Consider the following 20,570-nt stretch of genomic DNA (forward strand, 5'->3'; position numbering starts at 1 on the left):
GGTGGTGTACTGACATAATAGGGCAGCCCATCTCATCCCAGAAAGTACCAAAGTTTTGGAAGAAATCAAATGGCGTTTCGTAACAGTTTTGGACCAGGAACTCAATCGTCTCGTCCATGCGGTGATCATTCCAGAATTTCTCTAAGATATCCTCAACGTGCTTAATACGAACAACATCAGAAAACGGCAGAACGTTATTACTTAGAATTTCATACGGTGACTGGTCCATAAACTGATAGTTGTAACGCTGCGCACTAAGGCGTAAACCTGTTCCACGAAGCATCTTTAAAAACCCGAGCTGAAGCTCTTCTGGACGCAGAGCAAATACGTCATTAAACGTGGTTTTAAACGAATGGTAGTCTTCATCAGGAAGGCCTGCAATTAAGTCTAAGTGCTGATCGATTTTACCGCCATCTTTGACCATCGTAACGGTACGAGTAAGCTTTGTGAAGTTTTGCTTACGCTTTACAAGCTCGTTTACAGCATCGTTTGTCGACTGGACACCAATTTCAAAGCGGAAGAGTCCAGCTGGTGCATGGTCATTTAAAAACTGAATAACTTCTGGACGCATGATGTCAGCCGTAATCTCGAATTGGAAAACAGTACCAGGCTTGTGCTCGTCAATTAAGAACTGAAACATTTCCATAGCATAGCTGCGGCTAATGTTGAATGTGCGGTCCACAAATTTGATGGTTTTAGCACCGTTATCCATTAGATAGCGAATGTCATCTTTGATTTTCTCGCGGTCAAAGTAGCGCACGCCTACTTCAATAGAAGATAAGCAGAACTGACAGCTAAACGGACAGCCGCGACTTGTTTCAATATAGACAACACGCTTAGATAAAGAATTGCGATCCTCTTCAAACCGGAACGGTGAAGGCATTTCGCGAAGATCAATTTTATTGCGCTGTGGATTCACTACGTGTTTCCCATCTTGTCTAAATGCAACACCACTGACGTTTTCAAACTGACGGTTTCCATGAAGCTCATCTAAGAGCTGCTTGAACGTTTCTTCTCCTTCACCAATTACAATGAAATCAGCTTCTGGGATACGGTCTAGCCAGTACGGAATATCATATGTTACTTCCGGTCCACCGAAAATAATCGTTAGGTTAGGGTTAATTTTTTTTAACATTTGTGCGACTGTAATCGTTTCTTCAATGTTCCAAATATAGCAGCTAAATCCAATGATATCAGGATTGCGCTTATATAAATCCGTCACGATATTCATCGCTGGATCTTTAATCGTATATTCAGCCATCTCAACGTGATAGTCAGGTTCTGCGTATGCTTTTAAACATCGAAGGGCCAAAGATGTGTGAATGTATTTGGCATTCAATGTACTGACAACAATGTTCATGTAAAAAGGCTCCTTTATTTAACATAATCTTAAACCAATTCACTATTGTAGCACATTTAATGGACAAAGTATAAAAGTGATAAGAAATCCTCTCTAGAAAATTTGCTTTTCTAGTATCTGTTTATTTATTTAAATGAGGGAATGTATTATACTTACTCTATTGTAAAGAGGTTTACACAAATATAATGGAATTGTAAAAATTGTTGGGGGTACGAATGATGAGCAGGCGATATGCTGACGATAGCTTAGCTTTACATACAGATTTGTATGAGCTAAATATGGCCAATACATATTGGAAAGATGGAATTCATAAACGCAGGTCTGTATTTGAAGCTTCGTTTCGTCGAATGCCTTTTGATAATGGCTACGCAGTCTTTGCAGGACTAGAACGAATGATTGATTTCATCGCGAATTTTCGATTTTCAGAAAGTGATCTCGATTATTTATCCAGCGAGCTGCACTATGAAGATGAATTTATTGATTATTTAAAAGGAATTCGTTTTACGGGTAACGTTAAATCGGTGGTAGAAGGTGAAATGATTTTTGCGAATGAACCTATTCTTCAAGTGGATGCACCGTTAGGAGAAGCACAGCTTATTGAAACACCGCTTTTAAACATTTTAAACTTTCACCCATTAATTGCAACCAAGGCTTCCCGAATTCGCTTAGCAGCTGGAGAAGATGCGGTGTATGAGCAAAGTGATAATCGTTTGATGGAATTTGGAGCAAGGAGAGCTCACGAGCTTGATGCAGCGTTATATGGAGCGCGAGCAGCTTATATTGGAGGGTTTGATGCGACTAGCAATGTGCGAGCAGGAAAAGTGTTTGGTATTCCAATCTCTGGAACGCATGCTCATGCGCTGGTACAGGTGTACCGTGATGAATATACCGCGTTTAAAAAATATGCGGAATCTCATCAAAACTGCATTTTCCTTGTTGATACGTACAATACCCTCAAGTCAGGAATTCCAAATGCGATTCGCGTTGCTAAAGAGATGGGGGATCGCATTAATTTTGTAGGTATTCGCTTAGATAGCGGAAAGCTTCCTTATTTATCTCAAGAAGCACGACGGATGCTAGATGAAGCAGGGTTTCAAAACGCGCGCATTTTTGCTTCAAATGATTTAGATGAACATAGCATCATGGATTTGAAAGCACAAGGAGCTAAAATTGACGGCTGGGGTATCGGCACAAAGCTGATTACTTCATATGATCAGCCCGCGCTTGGCGCAGTTTATAAACTTGTATCAATTGAAGGTGAAAACGGGGAGCTTGTTGATACCATTAAGCTGTCAGATAATCCTGAAAAGGTATCGACGCCTGGATTAAAGGATGTATACCGTATTGTTAATCAAGTAAACGGAAAATGGGAAGGCGATTATATTGCCATGCAGAATGAGCAGCCAAACCATGAGCATCATTTGAAGATGTTTCATCCGGTTTATACTCATGTAAGTAAGTTTGTCACAGATTTTCATGCCCGTAAGATTCATAAGCAAATTTTTGAATCTGGTAAACTCATCTACAAACAGCCGTCAGTCGAAGAGATGCGCGCATATTGCTTACAAAACCTTAATCATTTGTGGGATGACTATAAAATGATTGCTAAATCGAACGAAGAAGTGCTGCGACCAACCGAATACCCTGTGGACCTTAGCACAAATTGTTGGAATAATAAGATGGATAAAATCAATGAAGCGCGCTCTAGAGCGTCTCAGCTATTAACTCATGTATAACAATTAGAGGCAGGGAGAGGACCATATGACGAAGCAACAGTACATCATTGACGAAATGAAAGTAAAGCCAGTTGTTGACCCTAAAGAAGAAATTCGTAGAAGTGTCGACTTTTTAAAAGAATATATGAAGAAGCACTCGTTTTTACGTTCATTTGTACTAGGCATTTCAGGAGGCCAAGATTCTACGTTAACAGGTAAGCTTGCCCAAATGGCTATAGAAGAATTAAATGAAGAAGCAGGCGAAGAAACATATCAGTTTATCGCTGTGCGTCTACCGTATGGTGTACAAGCTGATGAACAAGACTGTCAAGACGCTCTAGCCTTCATTCAACCAAGTCGTTCGGTTGCTGTTAACATTAAGCCTGCTGTAGATGCAATGATTGCGGCAGTCGAAGAAGCAACGGGAGAAATTGTTTCTGACTTTAACAAAGGAAACGTAAAAGCACGTGAACGTATGATTGCACAGTATAGCATTGCTGGCATGCATCAAGGAGTTGTGCTTGGCACGGATCATTCTGCAGAGGCAGTGACTGGATTCTTTACGAAATTTGGAGATGGTGGCGCAGATTTAGTGCCGATTTTCCGTCTTAATAAGCGCCAAGGCAAACAGCTGTTAAAAGAATTAGGTTGCCCTGAACATTTATATTTAAAACAACCGACAGCTGATTTAGAAGAAGATCGTCCACAGCTGCCAGATGAAGAAGCATTAGGAGTTACATATAATCAAATTGATGACTATTTAGAAGGTAAAGAAGTTGGGGAGGAAGCAAGTAGGAAAATTGAGAGTCATTTCGTTAAAACAGCTCATAAACGCAGCCTGCCTATTTCAGTATTCGACGATTTCTGGAAATAATTTTTAAAAAGTCCGCTATGTGTATAGATGTACGCGTAGCGGACTTTTTTCAGGAAGATTTTCATTGTTTTTTTAAAGGTGAAAAAAGAAATTTGTAGAATAATAGTGTATTAGTGACTAATGTGCCTATCAATGACTGCGCACATATCTACCTGGGAATCGTTAGATTATGAAAGAGAGTAGAAATTTGTCGAAATAGCTTTGTCTTTTGATAGGAAGAAAGAGTTTAGAAAGGAGGATGTGGCATGGCTCCACATCGGCAACTACCGATTGAACAAGACCAACACGAAGAAATAAAGCAGTTGCGTGCCATTTTTAATGCAGTTTCAGATGCAATTATTGTATTTGACGAGAATTTTTGCGTTCAGCATGTTAATGAAGCAGCCAGTCAGTTATTTGACAAACATTATGATGAACTGATTGCATATCAATTAAAAGACTTTCTTATGTTGTTTCCGTATGATGTCATCAATGATTATTATCCAAAGCTAGTAGAAAATCAGAAGTTTACGTATAAAGGTACAATGAGCTTGCAAAATGGCATCGTAAAATATGTAGAGTTTACGTGCGAACAACGAAGCGAAGCCTCTGGCAGTAAGATTTGTACTTTCCGTGACATTACAGCACAAAAAATGGTGGAGAACGAACGCTTTTTGAGTCAGCATATGTTTATGGACGTATTCAACGAAGCGGTTGATGGGATTGTCATTTTTGATCGAGCAGGGCAGCTGATTGATGTCAATCCATCGTTTTGTGACCGGTTGAATTTTCCAAAAGAATACTTATTAACAAAAACGTTAACAGAATTAGTTGAGCCTGCTTATCACTATAAGCTAAAAAAATTATGGCGCCTTCTTCAGCAGCAAGGAAAAGCGAGCGGAGAACTTCCGATTAAGCTTAAAAATGGAGACATAACTTTTTTTGAATTCACGACAACCGCAAATATTTATAGTCGTTACTATATGTCAATTATGCGTGACGTAACGGAAAAAAGAAGAATGGAGCAGAAATTGTTGCGAAGTGAGAAAAATTTTCGAGCCATTTTTGAAGATGCAATTGAAGCTATTTTAATTTGGCGTCATGACGGGGTAATTGTAAATGCTAACGCAGCTTCTTCTAGGACATTTGAACTACCCTTAGAAGAACTAATCGGCACAAATCTTCAAACGTTTATTAATAAAAAAAGATCGTCACGTATGGAAGCTTTATTATCAATTTATTGAGCAGGAAGAGATTCGGGAAGAGCTTACCTTTTATATGCCAAACGGAGAAGAAAAAGAGCTTGAGTTTACAGGGAAAAAAGGCATTATTGAAGGCTATCATTTAACCATTTTTCGCAATATCAGCGAGCGAACCAAAATGGAGCAAGAACTTCGGAATAATGAACAAAAGTTTCGTAAAATCTTTGATGGTTCCATAGATGGCTTAATCTTATGGGACGGAGAGCAGCAGATCATTGATGTTAATGAGCCTGCTTGTGAAATTTTAGAACAAACGAAGGAAGACATTTGTTCCCAAACGATGGAAATGTTTTTATCATCCTCTAACTTTGATTTAGTCATTGAGCATAAGGCTACGATTGAGAGCAAAGGTGAAGGAGAAGGAGACATTCAGTATAAAACAGCTAGCGGTAAAGTGAAGCAAATTGAGTTTTCGACGAAAAAAGGTATTTTACCAGGCCTATACATGACAATTATTCGCGATGTAACGGAGAAAAAGCAAATGGAGGAGCAAATTCGGAAATCGGATACGCTTCAAGTAGTAGGGCAGCTTGCAGCTGGCATTGCGCATGAAATAAGAAATCCAATGACCGCATTAAAAGGTTTTATTCAGCTACTTGAAGATAGCATGAAAGAAGGTCATTCGCTTTATTTTGATATTATTACGTCTGAACTGCAGCGAATTGAATCAATTATTACAGAGTTTTTAGTATTAGCTAAGCCACAAGCAACTAAATTTGAAGAGAAATCACTAGCCGTCATCGTACAAGAGACGATTGATTTATTGAATGCTCAAGCTTTACTTGAAAATGTTCAATTTGAAACAGACTTCGATCCATCATTGTCAAAGGTTTATTGTGAGCCTCATCAGCTAAAACAAGTGTTTATTAATGTAATTAAAAATGCAATTGAAGCGATGAAGGGTGGAGGGGTAATCTCCATAGAGGTCAAGCATCTTAACAATCGCTATATGAGAGTATCCATTCATGATGAAGGAGAAGGCATGCCCCCAGAGCGAATTCGTAAGCTAGGAGAACCGTTTTATACCACAAAAGAAAAAGGAACTGGACTTGGACTGATGGTGTCTTATAAGATAGTAGAAGAACATAAGGGATATATTGAAGTAGAAAGTGAGTTAGGGGTCGGAACAACATTTCATGTGACGTTACCCGTTTCCCAAGTACAATAGAGAGGAGAAAACGATGAATTACTATGGAAGCATTCCGCTGTTTGACAATGAACATGTGTATGTTACATGTTCTGATAAAGGGATTTCCGGTTTATTCTTTTCTTTTGATGAGTTGATGTTACAAACAAAGGGAACGGCCACTTTGCTCGAAAATCATGAATATATTAAAGAAGCGACAAAGCAGCTACATGAGTATGTAGTTCAAACGCGGCAAAACTTTGATCTTCCGTTAGAAATAACAGGAACGGCTTTTCAGCAAAAGGTGTGGAAAGAACTTAAAACCATACCATATGGAGAAGTCATTTCCTATAAACAGTTAGCAAGTATGATTGGACAGCCAAAAGCTGTTCGTGCCGTAGGACAAGCAAATCGTAGAAACCGTCTACCTATCTTTTTACCTTGTCATCGTGTTGTTGGCGCATCAAAAGATTTAACTGGCTATGCAGGAGCACAGGTTCATTTAAAAGAGAAGCTTTTAACGTTAGAAGGAATACAAGTAGCAAACGGAAAGGTTGTATTAGCGTAGCGCTGCTAGGCTTCATCATCGTTCTCTAGCTTCCATCCTTCCCCTTGTACAAATACACCATCTACAGACGTGAACGTTTCGTCTGAATGATCTTGCTGAATGGTTTGATTTGTAACATCTAAAAGCTGAAATTGCTCCTTTCGTGCCCGCTGCTTTCGCTTTTTACAGGTTGAGTCGGGATGTTCTTGTTTGGTCATAGCTACCCCTCCTATACAGATTTCGCTTAACATGATAAAACTAACTATAATATATGTAGGTAGATGATAAATTACTGTTACATTTATGTTACAAAGCAAAAAAGAGAGAATCACATTGTAACCTGAGATTCTCTCTTTTTTTAGTTTAGTACGAGTTTAATTGTATCGACAGAAGGTGAGTGAATAATGCCATGCTCTGTGATGATGGCTGTAATGAATTCACTTGGCGTAACGTCAAATGCCGGGTTATAAACAGAAATATTGTCTGGAGCAACTTGTACATCACCGATATGCGTAATTTCCTTTGCAGAGCGCTCTTCAATTGGAATTTCTGCTCCTGATGCGATCGACAAATCAAACGTTGATTTTGGAGCTGCTACATAAAACGGAATATTAAATGCTTTTGCTAAAAGTGCAAGCCCATATGTTCCAATTTTATTAGCAGTGTCACCGTTAGCTGCAATACGGTCAGCTCCGACAATAATGGCATTAATCCCTTTTGTTTTAATGGTATGTGCAGCCATACTATCTGTGATAAGTGTCACATCTACGCCTGATTTTTGAAGCTCCCATGCCGTTAAGCGTGACCCTTGGAGAACGGGGCGTGTTTCGCACGCAAATACTTTCAGCGGAATATCACGCTCTTTTGAAATATGAAAAGGCGCTAAAGCAGTTCCATAATATGCTGTGGCAATCGAGCCAGCATTACAAATTGTCATAACACGATCGTGTTTATTAAACAGCGATAATGCATAATCACCTATGCGGTAGCAGGTGGCTTCATCTTCCGCTTGAATTTGAATCGCTTCATGAATAACAAGTGTTTTAGCCTCATTTATGGAAATGGCGTTATTGATGCTGTTTACTACGCGTTCTAACGCCCAAAATAAGTTGACGGCTGTTGGGCGAGAACTCGCCAAAAATTCTTTGTCGGCCTGCAGCTTTTTTTTGAATTCTTCAATCGTCTGTACATCGTAGTTTTGAAGCGAAAGCGCTAAGCCAAACGCTGCGGTAATGCCGATTGCAGGTGCCCCTCGTACTTTTAGCGTAACGATAGCGTCCCATACGTCTTGTAAAGTATGTAGCTTAATATATTCAACTGTGTTTGGTAATAGCTGCTGGTCAAGCAGTGAAATAAACGTTTCCTTCCATTCAACTGAACGAGGGAGTGTAAGAGTGTGTGTCATGTTGGGCTCCTTTCATTCTTCAATCAAGTTCTTAAAATCATGTGCACTAATTTCTGTTTGATGAGTTAGTAAATAACGTCCTAAACGAAGAGCTGCTTTTTGAGCGTTTAAGCGCTCTTCATCAGGCAATGAATCAATATCTACTACGTGCGCCAATCCAATTGTACGTCGAATTAACTCGCACCCCGCGTAGCCAACAGCATCGGTCCACGTTTGTTGTAAGATATAGTCGGAATAGTTTGGATTTTTAACGAACGGTTCCACTTTAGACTCAACCCAAAGTTTGTTCCATGTTGTTTGGAAAACATCCCACGTTTTGGTGATATGATCCAAAAGTACACTGCGTTTTTGAGCAGGACGAGACAAGGTGTTAAGCAGAAGATTGGCAACAAACTGTCCTAAGTCAAAGCCAAAGGGCCCATAAAACGCAAACTCAGGATCAATAACTTTTGTTTCGCGCTCACTAGCAAAAATACTACCCGTATGCAGGTCACCGTGTACAAGCGTTTGGCTACTTGTTAAAAACTTTTGTTTAAGCTTAGCTACTTCAAGCTTAGCTTCTTCATCTGTCCATAAGTTTTCTACATCGCTTCGAAGCGTTTCTTCAAATTCATTTGTATTGTAATCAAAAAACGGATCTGTAAACACTAAGTCTTCTGTAATATTGCATAAATCAGGGTTAATATATTGAGCAACCAGCTCTTTTTTCTCCTGTGGCTTAATCGCAAAGTCAGACGTCTCAAATGCAATATGAGCTAAAAATCTACCGATATGTTCTGAAAGAAGTGGGTATGTTTCTCCTTGGATTAATCCTGTACGAGAAATTGTTAGGTGAGACAGGTCTTCCATGACCGTAACAGCTAAGTTTTCATCATGATAATAAACGTCTGGAACGAGTTCGGGTGTTAAGCTGCCAAACTGTTTGAGCGCATTGCTTTCAATCGTTGCGCGCTTGAGTGATAAAGGCCAGCTTTCTCCTACAACTTTCGCATAAGGAAGAGCCTGCTTTACAATAATGGACTTGTTGGTTTGGTCGTTCACAATATGAAAAACAAGGTTTAAATTGCCATCACCAATTTCACGAGCTGTAAGAGCTTCACTTTCCGAAAATAACTTCAGCTGTTTCACAAGTCTAATCGCTGTAATTTCATTTAGTGGCTCATATGTATAAGTTGTTGTTGTCATCGTTATCTACCTCCATAAAAATAAGTATACCGGAGGCTTTTAAATCATATAAAAGCCTCTTTCGGTGAGTGAAAGAGGCTTGATTGTCATTCAAACCTCTTATCTGCCAGAAAGATTTCTCTTTCTGTTGGAATTAGCACCGTGCCTTCATAAAACAACGAATTGTTTTATAGCGCTAAAAAGCTGCGCTCCATTTCACAATGGTATTACGGTCGGTTGCTGGGCGTCATAGGGCCAAATCCCTCAGCCAACTCTTGATAAGAGTAAAGATATTATTTAATTTTGATTTGTTTGACTTATTAGTAACTTCTGGAGAACATCGTATCATGTGAATTTTTGGATGTCAACAGCGAAATTTAATAAAATTCTGTGCGACGATCTGTAAAGACCGGAATTTGTTCTCGGATTGCCTTTACGGTTGATAAATCAACGTCTGCTGTTAGTATTTCTTCATTTTCACCTGCTTCTGCAATAATTTCTCCCCAAGGGTCAATGATTAACGAATGACCAGCAAATGTGTTAGCTGGATCGTCTCCAGAGCGGTTGCAGGCAACCACGTAGCATTGGTTTTCAATGGCTCTGCTTACCAGAAGTGCTTTCCAGTGAGCAAGTCTTGGCTTGGGCCACTGAGCAACCACAAAAAGGAGTTCTGCACCTGCGCTTGTATGAACGCGAATCCATTCTGGAAAGCGAATATCATAGCAAATAACGCCTGCGCATAATGAGTTTTCAAGCGTAAAGATGTTTTTGGTTTCACCTGGTTGTAGAAATAAGTGCTCATTCATCAGCTTAAATAAGTGTAGCTTGTTATATTGCGAGACCTCCTGGCCTTCACGATTAAAGACATACATTGTATTCGTAACGCCGCTTTTTGTTTTCTTAGCAACTGATCCAGCGATGATGTTCACGCTGTGTGTTTTGGCGAAAGCAGAGAAAAAGCTAGTCGCTTGCTTACCTTCTGAGTCCGCGATAGCGTCGAGGTTCTGTAAATCATAAGCCGTATCAAAAAGTTCTGGCAGTATAAGAATATCTGGAGATTCAAGCAGTGCTTCCTTCATTTTTTTTTCAGCATGCTCGTAATTTTTTTTAGGGTTTCCAAATGCAAGATCAAGTTGTAAACACGCTACTTTTAAGCTCATTAAACTTCACCATCCTGATTTATTTTATAAAAATGACTTTACAAGTTGACTATTACAATATATTATTTGTGACTAGAATTTCAAGAATTTTTTGAGAAGGTGTTCACATGAAGCAGTTTGAACAATCAGAACTATTGAAGAGTTTACCGAAACAATTTTTTGCATCCCTTGTTAGCAAAGTTGCAAAAGTAATAAAAGAAGGGCATGATGTGATTAATTTAGGGCAAGGAAACCCAGATCAGCCAACGCCCCCTCATATTGTCAAGGCACTTCAAGACGCGAGTGAAAATCCAAACTACCACAAGTACTCACCGTTTCGCGGACAAGCTTTTTTGAAAAAAGCGGCAGCAGCGTTTTACGAAAGAGAATACGGTGTCCTGCTAAATCCCGAAAAAGAAGTCGCTATTTTGTTTGGAGGCAAAGCTGGGTTAGTAGAAATTCCTCAGTGTTTACTTAACCCTGGAGATACAGTTTTAGTGCCCGACCCAGGTTACCCAGACTATTGGTCAGGCGTGGAGCTAGCACGAGCGAAAATGGAAGCTATGCCCTTGAAAAAAGAGAATGATTTTTTACCAGTTTACGAGGAAATAAGCGAAGAAGTGAAGCAAAAAGCTAAGCTCATGTTTTTAAACTACCCAAATAATCCGACCGGTGCAGTAGCTACGGCATCATTTTTCGAAAAAACGGTTGAATTTGCTCGCCAGTACGATACGTGCATTGTACATGACTTTGCGTACGGCGCAATTGGGTTTGACGGTCAAAAGCCCATTAGTTTTCTGCAAACTCCAGGTGCCAAAGAAGTGGGCATTGAAATTTATACGCTATCCAAAACGTATAATATGGCGGGGTGGCGCATCGGTTTTGCTGTTGGAAACGAAAGCGTTATTGAAGCGATTAATCTTTTACAAGATCACTTATTTGTAAGTGTATTTAGCGGAATACAGCAAGCAGCCGCGGTTGCTTTACTAGAGTCACAGAACTGCGTAGATGAACTAGTCGAACGCTATGAATCTCGTCGCCAGGTTCTCATTCATGGACTGCGTGAAATCGGATGGGACGTTGAAGCCCCACCAGGGTCGTTTTTTGCGTGGTTGCCGGTTCCAAAAAGCTATACATCAGAAGAATTCTCTGATTTGTTACTTGAAAAAGCACACGTCGTTGTTGCTCCTGGAATTGGGTTTGGTGAATACGGAGAAGGCTATGTGCGCGTAGGTTTATTAACCGATGAAGATCGACTGAAAGAAGTGGTTGATCGAATTGCTAAATTAAATTTATTCAAAAAATACGTTGACAATTCTTTTTGAGTTGGCTTAATATGTAAGAAGTTGTTGATTCATAAACACATATTTTTGATGAATACGATTAGCGTGAAAATCGATTATACAATATAAATAGCAATTTTCTTATTAAGAGTAGGTGGAGGGACTAGCCCTGTGAAGCCCGGCAACCGACTTAACGTTTTGTTAAGCACGGTGCTAAATCTTGCAGCAGTAGCTGAGAGATAAGAAGAGAGCAAAAAAGCCTCTTCTTTCTCACAAGAAGAGGCTTTTTTATTTCGTAACGATGGGAAATTTACAGCAAGGGAGTTTGAAGCAAATGAGTGAAATCGTTGCAAGTTATTTATTACATGATGAAAAAGGAAACTTTGAAAAAAAAGCAGAAGGCATTGCTCTAGGCTTAACGGTAGGTTCTTGGACAAATCTACCTCAGCTTGAGCAGGAGCAACTTAGAAAGCACAAAGGGCGCGTAGTTGACATTACGCCACTTGAAGACTGCGATCGCGTCAACAATTATTTAGAGCAAACGACAAAGCAAGCGATTGTGAAAATTGGTTATCCGCTTTCTAATTATACAAATGATTTACCTGCTATTTTAGTTACTGTTTTCGGAAAACTATCATTAGACGGAAAAGTAAAATTATTAGATTTAGAGTTTTCACAAGAAGCATTAGCCGCTTTTCCTGGCCCACGCTTTGGAATTGAAGGGATTCGTGAGAAACTAAAAGTGTACGATCGTCCTCTAGTAATGAGTATTTTTAAAGGTGTAATTGGGCGTGATATGGATTATTTAACGGAGCAGCTTCGGGCACAAGCACTTGGAGGTGTCGATCTTGTAAAGGATGACGAAATCCTATTTGACAACGAACTGACACCGTTCGAAAAGCGTATTACAGAAGGGAAAAAAGTTCTTGATGAAGTATATAAAGAAATGGGTCATCGTACGCTATATGCCGTAAATTTAACGGGGCGTACATTTGATTTAAAAGAGAAAGCTAGAAAAGCAGCAGAGCTCGGAGCCGATGCTCTATTGTTTAACGTGTTTGCATATGGACTAGATGTGCTACAAGCTCTTCGTGAAGATGATGATATTAACTTACCAATCATGGCTCACCCAGCAGTAAGCGGTGCGTTAACACCATCTGAATTTCATGGATTCTCAAATTCTCTTTTACTAGGAAAATTACTTCGTCTTGTTGGAGCAGATTTTTCACTATTCCCATCACCGTACGGCAGCGTCGCGATGCCGCTTGAAGATACAGCTGGAATTACGTACGAGGTAACAAGACCGCTACATACCTATAAGCAAACGTTCCCGGTTCCATCAGCAGGTATCCACCCAGGCATGGTTCCGCAGCTTATTTCCGATTTCGGTGTGGATAGCATTATTAACGCAGGCGGAGGCGTACACGGTCACCCAGATGGAGCAGTCGGTGGAGGAAAAGCATTCCGTGCAGCAGTTGATGCTACGCTTGCTGGACAGCCTTTAGAAGATACAAATGACGAAGCGCTACAAAAAGCACTTGAGCTATGGGGAGCAGTGAAGGTGAAGGGGTGATGAACGTGAAGATTTTCTGTGACTTTGACGGTACGATTACAAACAGCGATAACATCATTGCTATTATGAAAAAGTTTGCTCCAAGTGAGTGGAAAGCTATCAAAGATGATGTGTTGGCAGAGCGCGTATCGATTCAAGAAGGCGTTGGCAAAATGTTCTCTTTACTGCCAATCTCTTTAAAGGAAGAGATTGTATCATTTATTTTATCAACTTCGGAGATTCGAACAGGATTCGAGCAGTTTGTGCATTACACAAAAGAAAAGGATATTCCGCTATATATTGTCAGTGGAGGAATTGACTTTTTTGTTGAGCCAATGTTAGACGGCAAAATAGATAAAAAGAACCTTTACTGCAACGGCTCAGATTTTTTAGGGCAAACGATTAAAATTACGTGGCCTCATACATGCGATAGCCACTGTGAAAATGGCTGCGGCTGCTGTAAGCCGTCAATTATGCGAAATCTGGTAGATGACAAAGATTTTATCATCGTAATTGGAGATTCCATTACGGATTTGCAGGCAGCAAAAATGGCTGATTGCGTATTGGCACGTGATTTCTTGCTTCAGAAATGCAAAGAGTTACATTTACCGCATCGGCCGTTTGAAACATTCCATGATGTCATTGAACATATTAACGAATTATCGGAGGTGGAAGTATGAGTATTTTAGCACAGCAGCGTTTACAAGAGATTGCGGATGTAAAAGAAGAACTTGCACAGCGAGATTGGTTTTTTGGAACGAGTGGTAACTTATCGATTAAAGTAAGTGAAGAGCCAACAACCTTCTTCGTATCAGCTAGTGGAAAAGATAAGCGAAAGCGTACAAGTGAAGATTTCTTACTTGTAGATAGCCATGGGAAAGCAGCAGAAGAAACACACTTGAAACCTTCCGCTGAGACGCTTTTACATGTTAAGGTTTATAGTCATACAAACGCTGGGTGCAGCCTGCATGTACATACAATTGATAACAACGTCATTTCTGAACTATATGGTGACGAAGGAAAGGTAACGTTTAAGGGGCAAGAGATTATTAAAGCACTCGGTATTTGGGAAGAAGATGCAGAGGTTACCGTTCCGATTATTCCGAATTATGCGGACATTCCGACGTTAGCTGAAGTCTTTGCTGAATATGTAACGGCGGATCAAGGGGCTGTTTTAATTCGTAACCACGGTATTACCGTATGGGGGGAAAATGCATTTGAAGCGAAAAAAGCGCTAGAAGCATACGAGTTTTTATTTAGTTATCACGTGAAAATTCTTTCACTAAAGAAATATAATCAATCAACACTTACTTAAGGGGGAGTTACATATGGCAAACATTCGTTTACATGCAACAGATGTACGCATTGAAAATCAAGAAGAGGTAGCAAGCTTTTTAGCTAATAATGAAGTCATTTATGAAAATTGGGATATTACAAAGCTACCTGAAAATCTGCGTGAAAAATTTAATTTAACAGACGAAGAAAAAGAAGAAATCTTAGCTTCATTTGATACAGAGATTAGGGATATTTCTGAGCGACGAGGTTATCAAGCACAAGATGTGATTTCGTTATCAGATACAACGCCTAACTTAGAAGAGTTATTAAAAAACTTTCAGCGTGAGCATCACCATACGGACGACGAAGTTCGTTTTATCGTCAGTGGACATGGTATTTTCGTCATTCAAGGAAAAGATGGTTCATTCTTTGATGTCGAGTTAGAGCCAGGTGACTTAATTTCTGTTCCAGAAAATGTGCGTCATTATTTTACACTAATGGAAGATCGCAAAGTAGTAGCCGTTCGTATTTTTGTTACAACAGAAGGCTGGGTGCCAATCTACGAATAAATTGAGATTGTAGACAAGGAAAAATAGCAGGATGTATGCGTGGTTAACGCAAGAAAATGCCGCTTCTCTTCTTGATGAAGCGGCATTTTCTTAAGCAATAAAAGCTTTAAGTCGGCGCTTGCTCTTCATTGCGCTAGGAATAATTCTTACTATTTTTATGAGAATAGTAATAGATGGAGGAAGAAGATGGAAAATGTAAAAAAATGGTGCAGCCCATTTATTTTATTGCTATTTGTCCTGTTCGTTACGGTTGGATGTGCAAACGAACAGCCGGATATAAACGCGGCAAGTAAGCCACAAGTCAAAGAAGAACAAAAGACAGAGGCGAATTTCACAGCAAAAAACGTTAGTAAAGATACGAAAGTCGCTCTTATTGCCGAGTTTACGACGGGAACGCACGCAGCCCAGTATATTAGCGGTGCAACAGCAGCTGCCAAAGAACAAGGTATTCAGCTTACCGTGTCAGATGCCAACAACGATCAGTCAAAAATGGCAGCGTATTTAGATACGGCAATTAATCAAAATGTGGATGGTATTATCATTAAGCACGGTCGTTCTGAAACGTTGGAACCTGGCGTGAAGCGTGCCGTTGCAAAAGGTATACCCGTTGTTGCATTTGATGTTGAGCTAGATGTAGACGGCGTAACAACGATTGATCAAGATGACTATATGTTGGCGCTGCAAGGCTTAAAGCAAATGATGCAGGATATTAATGGCGAAGGAAAGATTGTGTACATTTTTGTTGGTGGTTTTGCGCCAATGGAAAAGCGAAACACCATTTATGAAGCAATGCTAGAACGTTATCCGGACGTAGAAGAAGTAGCGCGATTTGGAAACGCTACATCTAATACATCGCTAGATACTCAAACAAAAATGGCGGCTATCTTGAAAAAATATCCAAACAAAGGCGACATTACAGCCGTATGGGCACCTTGGGACGAATTCGCCAAAGGAGCTACGCGTGCAATTAAAGAAGCTGGCCGAGATGAAATTAAAGTTTACGGCGTCGATTTATCGGATGAAGATCTGCAGATGATGCAAGAAGAAAATAGCCCATGGAAAGCATCAGCAGCGGTAAATCCAGCAGCAATTGGTGAAAAGCAAGTGGAATTTGTTCTGCAAAGAATTGCTGGACAAGACATACCGAGATATTACTCGTTTAACCCAACGCTCATCACTCAGGATGATTTACCTGATGCGCCTATTAATATGGACCAAGTGGGTGAGTTTGTAGAAGCTTGGAATCAAAAAGAGTAGAGGAGAAGGCAGATGACGATCGAACAATTAGAAATGAAGCATATCGCAAAGTCATTTGAATCATTTCAAGCGCTTCAAGATGTGAGCTTTACCGTGAAAAAAGGCGAAATCCATGCTTTACTGGGAGCAAACGGTGCAGGGAAAAGTACGCTGATGAAAATATTATCTGGAGCATACTCAGAATATACTGGGACCATTTACAAAAATGGTCATTCTGTTACGCTTGGTTCTCCAAAAGACGCAAAAAACTTAGGTATTGCAATTGTTCATCAAGAAGTCGATGTCGCGCTTGTACCATCACTAACGGTGGCAGAGAATATTGTGCTGGACCGCCAAACAAGTAAAGGTAGCCCTGCAATTGTTAAGTGGAAGCAACATGATACTGAAGCGAAAAAGGCGCTTGCTATGCTGGGTTCAACGTTAAACGTTAAAAAGAATGTATCGGAATTAACGTTAGCAGAAAAGCAGCAGGTATTACTCGCTCGTGCGATCTTACAAGATGCGGAATATATTATTTTGGATGAACCAACAGCACCGCTAAGTCAACATGAGACAAAGCGTTTGTTTGAAGTTGTGACGAACTTAAAGAAAAAAGGCATGGGTATTATTTATATTTCTCATCGCCTTCAAGAAGTTAGCGACCTATGCGACGTTTACACCGTTTTAAAAGATGGAAAGCATGTTGTGACAAAAGCAATTGTGCAATCTACAATGCAAGAAATGATTACATTTATGCTAGGGAAGCAAGTAGCGCAGGAGTCGGTACGTGAAGAGGTAGCGGTGGGAGCTGAACTGCTTCGTGTGGAAAAGTTGTCTTTGCCAAACGTACTACAAGATATTACCTTTCATGTTAAAGAAGGTGAAGTTGTTGGCATTGCGGGACTTGTCGGTGCAGGGAAAACAGAGCTATGTCGAAGCTTATTTGGTCTGGAGAACAAAACAGCGGGTCAGCTATCAATGCGCAATCATCCGCTTTTAGTAAATCGCTCTCCTCGTTACTATATTAAAAATAAGCTTTCTCTCATACCAGAAGAAAGACGAAAAGAAGGCATTTTAGTAGACGAATCGATTGTACTTAATTTGTCACTTCCAAGCTTAAAAGATTTTACGAAATGGTCTTTTGTACAAAAGCGAAAACAAAAAGAAGCATCTCAGAGTGTTACTGCGAATGTTGGTGTAAAAGCCTCGTCTGTTGAGCAAAAAGTAAAAACGCTAAGCGGTGGGAATCAGCAAAAAGTAGCTATTGGTAAATGGCTCTTAAAAGAGACCGATGTATATATATTTGATGAGCCAACAAAAGGAATTGATATCGGCTCCAAACAGGAGATTTTCTCAATAATGAATGAGCTAACTAAACAGCAAAAAGGCATTTTATATGCAACTTGTGAATTTGATGAACTGGTCAACATGGCTGATCGAATTTACGTTATGTATAACGGGAAAATTGTAAAAGAACTATCGAAAGCAGAAGCAACGTATGAACAGCTATTTTATTACGCGTCTGGAGGAACGGTATGAGTGCAGAGTTAGTGAATGAACAAGTAAAAGCAAAGAAACAAACAGGACAGCTGATGGAGTTTGTCACAAAATACGGTACGGTAGTAGCCATTTTATTAGTCACCATCTTTTTTTCAATTGCTTCACCCAATTTTTTAACTCCAGGAAACATCAGCGATATTTTACGTTCGATTTCAATTGTAACGCTTATCGCATTAGGTGTGACAATTTCACTGACTGTAAATGGTCTTGATTTATCAGTTGGCTCGACGGCTGGGTTAGCAACCATTCTATCAGCATCGATGCTTGTGTTGCACCGTCAAGAGCTGCTAGTGGCATTGTTGATTCCTATTTTAGCTTCACTTCTTGTAGGGCTTGTGAATGCATTTTTTGTCGTGAAAGTTAAAATTCCTGATATTTTAGCCACGCTATCAATGATGTTTATTGTGCAGGGAATCTTGTTAACCTATACGAAAGGATCGGCTATTTATACGAATATGCCTTTAGAAAGTGGAGAGCGTGCACCTGGAATCTTTATTCCTTCTTTTTTAGCCTTAGGACAAGGACATGTTTTGGGAGTTCCGGTGCCAGTAATTATTATGCTCCTTGCTGTCCTCGTTGTACATATTTTCTTCACGTATACAAAATACGGACGATTCTTTTATGTAACGGGTGGAAATATGGAAGCAGCGAGGCTTTCAGGAATTCCAGTCAACCGCTACCGCATGTATGCCTATGTGTTATCTAGCTTACTAGCGGGGATTGGAGGAGTTGTGTTAGCAGCGCGAATTGGGGTAGGAGAAGTGAATGCAGGAGCTCCTTTTCTAATGGATGCCGTTGCCGCAGCCTATATCGGCTTCTCTGTATTTGGAGCAGGTAAACCGAATATTATTGGCACGCTGCTAGGGTCTATTTTAATTGGCGTTCTCTTAAATGGTTTAACGATGTTAAATGTTCCGTATTATACACAAGATATTATTAAAGGAACGGTTCTTGCAGCGGCTTTAGCTCTTACATACTATCGTTCAAAGAAATGATTACGGTAGATTGCACGAGGTGACTTTGTCATCTTCGTGCAATTTTTTTGTTTGAAATCGGGCAAAGTAAGGGAAATATGCAAATAAAAAGGAGGCTATAAAATGAAGCGAATTATTGTAATTGGAGGCGTTGCGGGTGGTATGAGTGCAGCATCTCAGCTGCGTCGCTTAGATCAAGAAGCCGAAATTATTGTATTTGAGAAAGGCCGAGATGTTTCATATAGTGCATGCGGTATGCCGTATTATTTATCAGGTGTTGTGAAAGAGCAAGAAAGTCTTATCGCTCGAACAGTTGATGAGTTTAAAGAGCGTGATATCATGGTTCATCTTCAACATGAAGTAAAAGAAGTGAATCACATAAAGAAATATGTTGTTGTACATAATCATCAAACAAATGAGTCACAAGAAGTGTCGTACGATGAGCTTATTATCGCAACGGGAGCTTCAGCTGTAAAGCCACCCTTTATGATTGATGCTCAAAATGTTTTTTCATTAAAGACGTTAGAAGATAGTACGAACATCCATCGTTATTTAAAAGAAGAAAATGTACAAAAAGTTGTGATTATCGGCGGTGGATATATTGGAATGGAATTAGTAGAGACCATGCATCTATTAGGAAAGCAAGTGTCTGTTATTGAGCGCGGGAATCATATACTATCCATGTTTGACGAAGAAATTGCTACACGAATACAGGGCGAGCTGAAAAATGATATTGCTTTTCATGTCAATGAAGAAGTGGAAGAGTTAATTGCAGAACGTAAAAAAATAACTGCGGTTCGCACCAATAAAAATACGCATGAAGCAGACCTTGTTATTGTAAATGTGGGAGTGAAGCCAAATACATCTTTTTTAGAGAGAAACGGCATTCGAATGCTCGAAAACGGTGCGATCCTCATTAATGACAAAATGGAAACCAACGTTCCGCACCTTTATGCAGCAGGTGATTGTGCAAGCAGCTACCATCTTGTGTTGAAAAAGCCAGTTCATTTTTCACTTGGTACAATTGCTAATAAGCAAGGAAGAATTTTAGGCGCAAACCTAGGAGGAGAAGATAAACATTTTCCAGGTGTCATTGGTACCAGCATCCTAAAAGTTATGGATTTAGAAATTGCTAAAACTGGAATTACTGAAAAAGAGGCAAAAGCAGAAAACCTTCAATATAAAGCGGTTACGGTAGACGCTTATAATCATACGCCGTATTATCCAGATGCAACAAAAATGTTGGTTAAACTTATCTATGAAAAAGATACACATATTATATTAGGAGCACAAATTATGGGTAAGTCAGAAGCAGCCAAGCGGATTGATGTGTTTGCAACAGCCATTACGGCACGGCTAACAACCGAGCAATTAACCATGCTAGATCTTAGCTATGCTCCGCCTTTTGCTACCGTTTGGGATGCGGTTCAAATTGCTTCTCAAAAAGCGACATAATCAGAGGCCGACGTGAATTTATCACGTCGGTTTTATCGTCTAAAGGAGACGTTGCAGAATTTGTAGATGCGTTGTCATATTTGCATGTTTTGTCG

At 39.8% G+C, this 20,570-nt stretch carries 18 protein-coding genes, 1 pseudogene and 2 riboswitches; of the genes and pseudogenes, 14 read left to right on the forward strand and 5 right to left on the reverse strand.

Features of this window, described 5'->3' with window-relative positions; genetic code table 11:
• Positions 1-25 precede the first annotated feature (25 nt).
• Positions 26-1,360: pseudogene (locus MKZ18_RS06735) on the reverse strand (DUF4080 domain-containing protein); the annotation flags it as partial.
• A 218-nt stretch (positions 1,361-1,578) separates the two neighbouring features.
• On the opposite strand from MKZ18_RS06735, the gene MKZ18_RS06740 reads away from it, so the two are divergent.
• The 5 genes from MKZ18_RS06740 (at position 1,579) to MKZ18_RS06760 (ending at position 6,884) form a co-directional block, all read left to right on the forward strand.
• Positions 1,579-3,096, forward strand: coding sequence for a nicotinate phosphoribosyltransferase (locus MKZ18_RS06740; protein ID WP_144594055.1), 1,518 nt, complete (start codon positions 1,579-1,581; stop codon positions 3,094-3,096).
• A gap of 25 nt (positions 3,097-3,121) precedes the next feature.
• Positions 3,122-3,949, forward strand: coding sequence for an ammonia-dependent NAD(+) synthetase (nadE, locus tag MKZ18_RS06745; protein WP_025908388.1), 828 nt, complete (start codon positions 3,122-3,124; stop codon positions 3,947-3,949).
• A gap of 245 nt (positions 3,950-4,194) precedes the next feature.
• On the forward strand, positions 4,195-5,172 hold the full coding sequence (locus MKZ18_RS06750) for a PAS domain S-box protein (protein WP_341344515.1): 978 nt from the start codon (positions 4,195-4,197) through the stop codon (positions 5,170-5,172).
• Positions 5,173-5,206: 34 nt separating this feature from the next.
• Positions 5,207-6,358 (forward strand): PAS domain-containing sensor histidine kinase, encoded by a 1,152-nt coding sequence (locus tag MKZ18_RS06755; protein WP_341344516.1) that lies wholly within the window; start codon positions 5,207-5,209, stop codon positions 6,356-6,358.
• A 13-nt stretch (positions 6,359-6,371) separates the two neighbouring features.
• Positions 6,372-6,884 (forward strand): methylated-DNA--[protein]-cysteine S-methyltransferase, encoded by a 513-nt coding sequence (locus tag MKZ18_RS06760; RefSeq protein ID WP_061785081.1) that lies wholly within the window; start codon positions 6,372-6,374, stop codon positions 6,882-6,884.
• Between the two features lie 5 nt (positions 6,885-6,889).
• Here MKZ18_RS06760 and MKZ18_RS06765 read toward each other — a convergent pair whose 3' ends face one another.
• The 4 genes from MKZ18_RS06765 to MKZ18_RS06780 form a co-directional block, all read right to left on the reverse strand.
• Entirely contained in the window at positions 6,890-7,081 is a 192-nt protein-coding gene (locus tag MKZ18_RS06765; RefSeq protein WP_035320185.1) for a hypothetical protein, read from the reverse strand.
• Between the two features lie 140 nt (positions 7,082-7,221).
• Entirely contained in the window at positions 7,222-8,268 is a 1,047-nt protein-coding gene (gene mtnA / locus MKZ18_RS06770; RefSeq protein WP_061785080.1) for an S-methyl-5-thioribose-1-phosphate isomerase, read from the reverse strand.
• Positions 8,269-8,280: 12 nt separating this feature from the next.
• Positions 8,281-9,453, reverse strand: coding sequence for an S-methyl-5-thioribose kinase (gene mtnK / locus MKZ18_RS06775; protein ID WP_025908391.1), 1,173 nt, complete (start codon positions 9,451-9,453; stop codon positions 8,281-8,283).
• Positions 9,454-9,549: 96 nt separating this feature from the next.
• A riboswitch (SAM riboswitch) is annotated at positions 9,550-9,717 on the reverse strand.
• Between the two features lie 92 nt (positions 9,718-9,809).
• Positions 9,810-10,592, reverse strand: coding sequence for a carbon-nitrogen family hydrolase (locus MKZ18_RS06780; protein ID WP_061785079.1), 783 nt, complete (start codon positions 10,590-10,592; stop codon positions 9,810-9,812).
• A 107-nt stretch (positions 10,593-10,699) separates the two neighbouring features.
• On the opposite strand from MKZ18_RS06780, the gene MKZ18_RS06785 reads away from it, so the two are divergent.
• The 9 genes from MKZ18_RS06785 to MKZ18_RS06825 all read left to right on the forward strand — a co-directional run bounded on the left by MKZ18_RS06785 (position 10,700) and on the right by MKZ18_RS06825 (position 20,475).
• Positions 10,700-11,896 (forward strand): pyridoxal phosphate-dependent aminotransferase, encoded by a 1,197-nt coding sequence (locus tag MKZ18_RS06785; RefSeq protein ID WP_341344517.1) that lies wholly within the window; start codon positions 10,700-10,702, stop codon positions 11,894-11,896.
• A 96-nt stretch (positions 11,897-11,992) separates the two neighbouring features.
• A riboswitch (SAM riboswitch) is annotated at positions 11,993-12,100 on the forward strand.
• A gap of 88 nt (positions 12,101-12,188) precedes the next feature.
• Positions 12,189-13,427, forward strand: coding sequence for a 2,3-diketo-5-methylthiopentyl-1-phosphate enolase (gene mtnW, locus MKZ18_RS06790; RefSeq protein ID WP_025908394.1), 1,239 nt, complete (start codon positions 12,189-12,191; stop codon positions 13,425-13,427).
• A complete protein-coding gene (locus tag MKZ18_RS06795; protein ID WP_340842660.1) occupies positions 13,427-14,086 on the forward strand; it encodes a 2-hydroxy-3-keto-5-methylthiopentenyl-1-phosphate phosphatase in 660 nt (219 codons plus the stop codon). The genes mtnW and MKZ18_RS06795 overlap by 1 nt, the downstream gene beginning before the upstream one ends.
• Positions 14,083-14,721 (forward strand): methylthioribulose 1-phosphate dehydratase, encoded by a 639-nt coding sequence (locus tag MKZ18_RS06800; protein ID WP_061785077.1) that lies wholly within the window; start codon positions 14,083-14,085, stop codon positions 14,719-14,721. The genes MKZ18_RS06795 and MKZ18_RS06800 overlap by 4 nt, the downstream gene beginning before the upstream one ends.
• Before the next feature lie 13 nt (positions 14,722-14,734).
• Positions 14,735-15,250 carry a 1,2-dihydroxy-3-keto-5-methylthiopentene dioxygenase gene (locus MKZ18_RS06805; RefSeq protein WP_061785076.1) on the forward strand — a complete coding sequence of 172 codons (516 nt, stop codon included), beginning with the start codon at positions 14,735-14,737 and terminating at the stop codon, positions 15,248-15,250.
• 186 nt (positions 15,251-15,436) lie between these two features.
• Positions 15,437-16,507 carry a sugar ABC transporter substrate-binding protein gene (locus MKZ18_RS06810; RefSeq protein WP_341344518.1) on the forward strand — a complete coding sequence of 357 codons (1,071 nt, stop codon included), beginning with the start codon at positions 15,437-15,439 and terminating at the stop codon, positions 16,505-16,507.
• Between the two features lie 12 nt (positions 16,508-16,519).
• Entirely contained in the window at positions 16,520-18,025 is a 1,506-nt protein-coding gene (locus tag MKZ18_RS06815) for a sugar ABC transporter ATP-binding protein (RefSeq protein WP_340842658.1), read from the forward strand.
• Positions 18,022-19,041 (forward strand): ABC transporter permease, encoded by a 1,020-nt coding sequence (locus tag MKZ18_RS06820; RefSeq protein WP_025908400.1) that lies wholly within the window; start codon positions 18,022-18,024, stop codon positions 19,039-19,041. Before MKZ18_RS06815 ends, MKZ18_RS06820 begins: the two co-directional genes overlap by 4 nt.
• Positions 19,042-19,143: 102 nt before the next feature.
• Positions 19,144-20,475: a CoA-disulfide reductase gene (locus tag MKZ18_RS06825; RefSeq protein ID WP_144594043.1), complete on the forward strand. Its 1,332-nt coding sequence runs from the start codon at positions 19,144-19,146 to the stop codon at positions 20,473-20,475.
• Positions 20,476-20,570 lie beyond the last annotated feature (95 nt).

Source organism: Priestia sp. FSL W8-0001 (assembly GCF_038050335.1).
Classification (GTDB): domain Bacteria; phylum Bacillota; class Bacilli; order Bacillales; family Bacillaceae_H; genus Priestia; species Priestia flexa.

What these genes read in the sequence shown, in the direction of transcription:
- MKZ18_RS06740 (WP_144594055.1), top strand. Translation starts at nt 1,579, where the DNA reads ATGAGCAGGCGATATGCTGACGATAGCTTAGCTTTACATACAGATTTG.
- nadE (WP_025908388.1), top strand. Translation starts at nt 3,122, where the DNA reads ATGACGAAGCAACAGTACATCATTGACGAAATGAAAGTAAAGCCAGTT.
- MKZ18_RS06750 (WP_341344515.1), top strand. Translation starts at nt 4,195, where the DNA reads ATGGCTCCACATCGGCAACTACCGATTGAACAAGACCAACACGAAGAA.
- MKZ18_RS06755 (WP_341344516.1), top strand. Translation starts at nt 5,207, where the DNA reads ATGCCAAACGGAGAAGAAAAAGAGCTTGAGTTTACAGGGAAAAAAGGC.
- MKZ18_RS06760 (WP_061785081.1), top strand. Translation starts at nt 6,372, where the DNA reads ATGAATTACTATGGAAGCATTCCGCTGTTTGACAATGAACATGTGTAT.
- MKZ18_RS06765 (WP_035320185.1), bottom strand. Translation starts at nt 7,081, where the DNA reads ATGACCAAACAAGAACATCCCGACTCAACCTGTAAAAAGCGAAAGCAG.
- mtnA (WP_061785080.1), bottom strand. Translation starts at nt 8,268, where the DNA reads ATGACACACACTCTTACACTCCCTCGTTCAGTTGAATGGAAGGAAACG.
- mtnK (WP_025908391.1), bottom strand. Translation starts at nt 9,453, where the DNA reads ATGACAACAACAACTTATACATATGAGCCACTAAATGAAATTACAGCG.
- MKZ18_RS06780 (WP_061785079.1), bottom strand. Translation starts at nt 10,592, where the DNA reads ATGAGCTTAAAAGTAGCGTGTTTACAACTTGATCTTGCATTTGGAAAC.
- MKZ18_RS06785 (WP_341344517.1), top strand. Translation starts at nt 10,700, where the DNA reads ATGAAGCAGTTTGAACAATCAGAACTATTGAAGAGTTTACCGAAACAA.
- mtnW (WP_025908394.1), top strand. Translation starts at nt 12,189, where the DNA reads ATGAGTGAAATCGTTGCAAGTTATTTATTACATGATGAAAAAGGAAAC.
- MKZ18_RS06795 (WP_340842660.1), top strand. Translation starts at nt 13,427, where the DNA reads ATGAACGTGAAGATTTTCTGTGACTTTGACGGTACGATTACAAACAGC.
- MKZ18_RS06800 (WP_061785077.1), top strand. Translation starts at nt 14,083, where the DNA reads ATGAGTATTTTAGCACAGCAGCGTTTACAAGAGATTGCGGATGTAAAA.
- MKZ18_RS06805 (WP_061785076.1), top strand. Translation starts at nt 14,735, where the DNA reads ATGGCAAACATTCGTTTACATGCAACAGATGTACGCATTGAAAATCAA.
- MKZ18_RS06810 (WP_341344518.1), top strand. Translation starts at nt 15,437, where the DNA reads ATGGAAAATGTAAAAAAATGGTGCAGCCCATTTATTTTATTGCTATTT.
- MKZ18_RS06815 (WP_340842658.1), top strand. Translation starts at nt 16,520, where the DNA reads ATGACGATCGAACAATTAGAAATGAAGCATATCGCAAAGTCATTTGAA.
- MKZ18_RS06820 (WP_025908400.1), top strand. Translation starts at nt 18,022, where the DNA reads ATGAGTGCAGAGTTAGTGAATGAACAAGTAAAAGCAAAGAAACAAACA.
- MKZ18_RS06825 (WP_144594043.1), top strand. Translation starts at nt 19,144, where the DNA reads ATGAAGCGAATTATTGTAATTGGAGGCGTTGCGGGTGGTATGAGTGCA.